The organism is Microbacterium sp., from assembly GCF_041641055.1.
Classification (GTDB): domain Bacteria; phylum Actinomycetota; class Actinomycetes; order Actinomycetales; family Microbacteriaceae; genus Microbacterium.
Map to the genome: position 1 here is coordinate 25,376 of NZ_JBEPZB010000035.1, position 3,850 is coordinate 29,225.

A 3,850-nucleotide genomic window follows, 5' to 3' on the forward strand; every position below is an offset into this window, starting at 1 on the left:
CCCCCCCCCCCCCCCCGACCCGGGAGGTTGTCCCGCATCCGGACCGGGAGGGAGCCAGCAAACCTCTCGTGACAGGGGATCAGCGGCGCGGCATGCGCCGGGAGAGGGCCGCGAGGATCCGGTCGAGCACGACGTAGACGAACCCGACCGCGATCAGGGCGAGCGACAGCATCACGATCCATCGGGCGACACCGGGGATGCCGAGCGCCTCGATGTTCATGAACGGGTACGGGTACTTCTGGCCCGGCGCGAACTCTCCACCGGACGCGCTGTACGCGAACGCCCAACCCAGGTACGCGTAGGGGAGGAGCGTCCACAGCAGCGGGTCGATCCATCGGAAGGCTCCCTTGGGCACGAAGAGCAGCCAGTCGACGATCAGCAGCACCGGCGTGACCACATGGATCAGATTGTCGGTGAGGGAGAAGACGTCCGAGTCGCCGTCGGCGAACCTCGTGGGCACCAGGACGACCAGATAGATCAGCATGGTCACGGTGATCGCGAACATCACCGCACCGCTGCCGCGAGCACTCGGGGTCGAGGTGCCCCCCGCGCCGGTGCGACGCAGGTCGCGCACGGTGCGCGTCAGCAGCGCCAGCATCCATGCCAGGCAGAGCAGGTTGCTGAGCATCGTATAGAAGAGGAACGTCGACCACGCCGGCTGACCGGTCAGGACCTCCGAGAGCCGGATGACACCGGTGAGAATGACGGCGAGTGCGGCGACCCGGTAGACCAGGGCGACGGGACGCAGATTGACGGCGGCGTTCTCGAACAGCCGCGCGCGGGCGGGCGGAGGGCTTCCCAGTGCGGAAGCCGCGGACGGAGAGGCGACGGCTTCAGTCATTCTTCGAGGCTACGCGTGTTGGCAGGGGTCGCCGTACCGTGCCGGAATGCAGTCGAATCCGATCAGCGGATGCGCGGGTCAGCGCCGCACCGGATCGGAGTCGCCGGCCAGGAATCTCTCGAGGTCGCGCAGGGTCGGCGCCGCCTCCCAGTCGCCCGGCACGAGACAGGCCATGGCACCGCAGGCGTTCGCCCGACGGAGGGTCGCCTGGAGGTCCAGGCCGGAGAGCGTTCCGCTGAGGTATCCGGCGACGAAGGCGTCGCCCGCACCCACCGTGTCGACAGGGACGATCGCGAACCCGGCGGCGGAGCTCACACCGTCCGCGGTGAAGACGGTCGCGCCCTCCGGACCCTGCTTGAGGATGGTCGTCGCGCCCCCGGCATCACGCAGCTGTGCGGCCGCATCCGCTGAGGAGAAGTCGGGATAGAGGATCCCGAACTCCTCGTCGCCGCCGAACACCAGATCCGCGCGCTCGGCGATCTCCCGCAGCACGGGTCCGGCGGTGGCGGGTGAGGCGAGCGCCGAGCGGTAGTTGATGTCGAAGCTCACCGTGGTGCCGGCTGCCCGCGCCCGATCGATCGCGGCGTGCACCGTCATCCGTGCCGACTCCGACAGCAGCGGCGTGATGCCCGTGACATGCAGCAGTGACGCCCCCTCGACCCACCCGTCCGACAGATCCTCCGGTCGCAGGCGCGATCCGGCCGAGCCCCCACGGTAGTAGTGCACCGCGGTGGATGCGGCAGAGGGACGTTCCTTCACCATCAGGCCGGTCGCGGCATCCACGTCCACGATCGCTCGCACATCGACGCCGTCACCGCGGATCTCTCGGACGACGCGCTCGCCGAGGGAGTCGTCGCCGACCCGCCCGAGCCACGAGGTGCCGACGCCGAGGCGCGCGAGACCGATCGCGACGTTGCTCTCCGCGCCGCCGATGCCGAATGCCAGCGAGTCCGCGTGCCGCAGCGAGCCGATCTCGGTCGTGCGCACGAGCGCCATGGTCTCTCCGAGCGTGACGACCGAGGGTGCGGAACCGGTCATCCCTCGCTCCGGGAGCAGACCGCGACGAAGGCGGCCGCGCGCTCGCGCAGCGCCGACATGTCGCCCCCGGCGAAGGCGTCACCGAGCAGCGGGCCGCCGACGCTGACGGCGACGGCACCGGCGCGCAGCCAGGCCTCGGCTCCGGCGAGGTCGACGCCGCCCGACGGCACGGCGACGAGGTCGGGGAAGGGGCCCCGCAGATCCTTGAGATATCCGGGGCCGACCTGCCCTGCGGGGAACACCTTGACGGCCGATGCGCCGGCGGACCACGAGGCGAACAGCTCGGTCGGCGTCAGACCGCCGGGGACGATCGGCACCCCGGCATCCGTCGCCTGGGCGACGAAGTCCGTCGAGGTGATCGGGGTCACGATGTACGCGGCGCCCACCTCGACTGCGCGTGCCAGGTCGACGCTGTTCGTGACGGTGCCGATGCCGAGGTCGATCATGTCGCCGAACCGCGCGAGCAGGTGCGGGAAGTGCTCGAACGTGCCCGGGGTGGTCAGCGTCAGCTCGACGCTGCGGATGCCGGCATCGACGAGCACGTCGAGCACGGCGTCGTAGTCCTCCGCGCGCTTCGCGCGAGCCACGACGATCAGGCGCGAGTCGACCGTGCGCTGGGGCAGCGCGACCCGGCGGAGCTCACCAGTCATGGACGGTCCCGTCGAGCAGGCGGTTCACCGGCAGGTATGCCTTGGTGTACTCGTGGCCTGCCGCGGCATCCTCGTCGAGGTCCACCCCGAGACCCGGCTGGTCGCCGGGGTGCAGGAAGCCCCGCTCGAACGTGAAGGAGGTCTGGAACACCTTGAGCGTCTGCTCGTTGTGCGGCATGTACTCCTGGATGCCGAAGTTGTGGATCGCCAGGTCGAGATGCAGCGCCGCGGCCATGCCCACCGGCGAGATGTCGGTCGGACCGTGGATGCCGGACTTGATGCCGTAGATCGCGGCGAAGTCGAGCAGCTTCTTCATGGCCGTGATGCCGCCGGTGTGGGTGACCGCCGAGCGCACGTAGTCGATCAGGCGCTCGGTGATCAGGGTCTGGTAGTCGAAGACCGAGTTGAAGACCTCGCCGATCGCGAGCGGCGTCGTCGAGTGCTGCCGCACCAGGCGCAGCGCGGTCTGATCTTCGCCGGGGGTGCAGTCCTCGAGCCAGAAGAGGTCGTACGGCTCGATGTCCTTCGCGAAGCGCGCGGCCTCGATCGGCGACATCCGGTGGTGCCCGTCGTGCAGGATGCGGAGGTCGGTGCCGAAGTCCTCCCGGATCTGCGAGAAGATCCCGGGCATGTGGGTGAGGTAGTTGCGGGTGTCCCACGTCTCCTGGCTGGGGCGGTCGCCCGAGCGCTTGGCGGGCTCGTAGTCGTAGCGCACGCCGGGGCCTGCGGCCGAGACGCCGTAGATCTGCCCGAGGCCGGGAACACCGGTCTGCACACGGACGGCGGTGAAGCCGAGCTCCTCGTATCCGGTGATCGCGTTCTTCAAGGCGGCGTAGTCGGTGCCCGAGGCGTGCGCGTAGACGCGGACGCCCTCGCGGCTGGCGCCGCCGAGCAGCTGGTACAACGGCATCCCGGCCTTCTTGGCCTTGATGTCCCACAGGGCCATGTCGACCGCTGCGATCGCCGCCATGGTGACAGGGCCGCGACGCCAGTACGGGCCGCGGTAGAGGTACTGCCAGGTGTCTTCGATCCTGTCCTCATCGCGACCGATGAGCATCGAGGCGACGTGGTCGGAGAGGTACGAGGCGACGGCGAGCTCGCGTCCGTTCAGAGTGGCGTCGCCCAGGCCGACGATGCCGTCGGAGGTCGTGATCTTGAGCGTGACGAAGTTGCGCCCTGGGCTGGTGATGATGACGTCGGCGATCTCGATGGTCATGTCGTTCTCTCCTGGAGGTGCGGAATGAGGTGTGGGGTGCGGGCGTTCGGGCGCCCGCACCCCTGGTCGTGTGTAAGCGGGGCGATCAGATCGCGTCGCGGGGGT

The 3,850-nt window shown here is 69.5% G+C and carries 4 protein-coding genes; all 4 read right to left on the bottom strand.

Annotation, left to right across the window (positions count from 1 at the left end):
- Positions 1-79: 79 nt before the first annotated feature.
- Positions 80-841 carry a Pr6Pr family membrane protein gene (locus ACESK8_RS16000; RefSeq protein ID WP_372969515.1) on the bottom strand — a complete coding sequence of 254 codons (762 nt, stop codon included), beginning with the start codon at positions 839-841 and terminating at the stop codon, positions 80-82.
- A 78-nt stretch (positions 842-919) separates the two neighbouring features.
- Entirely contained in the window at positions 920-1,879 is a 960-nt protein-coding gene (locus ACESK8_RS16005) for a sugar kinase (protein ID WP_372969516.1), read from the bottom strand.
- On the bottom strand, positions 1,876-2,529 hold the full coding sequence (locus tag ACESK8_RS16010) for a bifunctional 4-hydroxy-2-oxoglutarate aldolase/2-dehydro-3-deoxy-phosphogluconate aldolase (protein WP_372969517.1): 654 nt from the start codon (positions 2,527-2,529) through the stop codon (positions 1,876-1,878). Before ACESK8_RS16010 ends, ACESK8_RS16005 begins: the two co-directional genes overlap by 4 nt.
- Entirely contained in the window at positions 2,519-3,745 is a 1,227-nt protein-coding gene (gene manD / locus ACESK8_RS16015; RefSeq protein WP_372969518.1) for a D-mannonate dehydratase ManD, read from the bottom strand. The genes ACESK8_RS16010 and manD overlap by 11 nt, the downstream gene beginning before the upstream one ends.
- Positions 3,746-3,850: the final 105 nt, after the last annotated feature.

What these genes read in the sequence shown, in the direction of transcription:
- ACESK8_RS16000 (WP_372969515.1), bottom strand. Translation starts at nt 841, where the DNA reads ATGACTGAAGCCGTCGCCTCTCCGTCCGCGGCTTCCGCACTGGGAAGC.
- ACESK8_RS16005 (WP_372969516.1), bottom strand. Translation starts at nt 1,879, where the DNA reads ATGACCGGTTCCGCACCCTCGGTCGTCACGCTCGGAGAGACCATGGCG.
- ACESK8_RS16010 (WP_372969517.1), bottom strand. Translation starts at nt 2,529, where the DNA reads ATGACTGGTGAGCTCCGCCGGGTCGCGCTGCCCCAGCGCACGGTCGAC.
- manD (WP_372969518.1), bottom strand. Translation starts at nt 3,745, where the DNA reads ATGACCATCGAGATCGCCGACGTCATCATCACCAGCCCAGGGCGCAAC.